Annotated in this window: 1 pseudogene; it reads left to right on the top strand. The window is 47.0% G+C overall.

The features are described 5' to 3' along the window. Window positions 1–1,373: pseudogene (vmeV, locus tag R7Q46_RS24860) on the top strand (multidrug efflux RND transporter permease subunit VmeV); the annotation flags it as partial.

Here is a 1,373-nt window from a genome sequence, read left to right on the forward strand (position 1 = left end):
TGTTATGTTTCTCACTGTTCTTGAGCTGGGTTCCGGCAATTACACTCACACCTTTCTTAGCAGACCTGCTTCTAAAAGAAGAAGAGCAAGACACGAACGGTGAAGACGAAGACCCTTACAAAGGCTGGTTGTTCGTTGTATTTGGCGCGTTGCTTAAGTTCTCGTTACGTTTTCGTTGGATGACGGTCGCTGCGATGGTGGCGTTGTTAGTGGCTGCCGTTATTGCGTTTGGCAATGTGAAGCAGCAATTCTTCCCGCCTTCGAATACGCCGATGTTCTACGTTGATATGTGGATGCCAGAAGGTACGGATATCCGTCAGACCATTAAGCAAGCGGAAAAAGTAGAAAGCCATATTCGTCAGCAAGATGACATCGATTTTGTCTCGGTTTCGATTGGCCAAGGTTTACAACGTTTTGCATTGACGTACCAACCGGAGAAAAGCTACGAGGCTTACGCTCAGTTCCAAGTGCGAACAACTGACCGTGACAATATGTTCAAGCTGCTTCACAAGCTGGATGACAATTTAGCGAAGACGTTCGATGAGCCTACATTCCAGTTCAAACTGATGGAATTTGGTCCGTCTCCAGCGTCTAAAATTGAAGCGCGTATTACTGGCCCAGATCCGAAAGTGTTGCGAGAACTAGCGGTTCAGGTGGAAGACATTCTTCACACAGATCCAGGGGCGAGAAACATTCGCCACGATTGGCGTGAAAGAACGAAAGAACTTGTGCCCGTCTTCAACGAATCCAAAGCGCGTCGCCTTGGTATTTCGAAAGAAGATCTATCAAGTACGCTGCAAATGGCGTTTGGCGGCAGCACGTTTGGTGTTCTGCGTGACGGAACTCATACGTTACCTATTATGATGCGTCTACCTGAAGCGGAGCGTGTGGACTTTGAATCGCTACAAAACGTGAAGATTTGGAGCCCGTCATTACAAACGTACATTCCTGTCGATCAAATCATTGATGGTGTCGAACTAGATTGGAGTGAGCCTCTGATCCAACGCCGAGACAGAAAACGCACCTTAACTGTGTTGGCTGACCACGATGTATTGAGTGATGATACGGCGGCAAGTTTGTTTGCTCGTGTACAACCAAAAGTGATGGCTTTACACATCCCTGAAGGGTACGAAATTACTTGGGGTGGGGAATACGAATCATCGAAAGATGCGCAAGAAGGGCTATTTGGTTCTCTGCCAATGGGCTACTTGCTGATGTTCATCATCACCATTTTACTGTTTAACTCAATCAAAAAACCGTTGGTGATTTGGTTTACGGTTCCGCTTTCCATTATTGGTGTGGCGTTCGGTCTACTAACAACTAACATGCCATTCAGCTTCACTGCATTCCTTGGATTGCTGAGCCTGAGCGGG

Source organism: Vibrio sp. 811, from assembly GCF_033339195.1.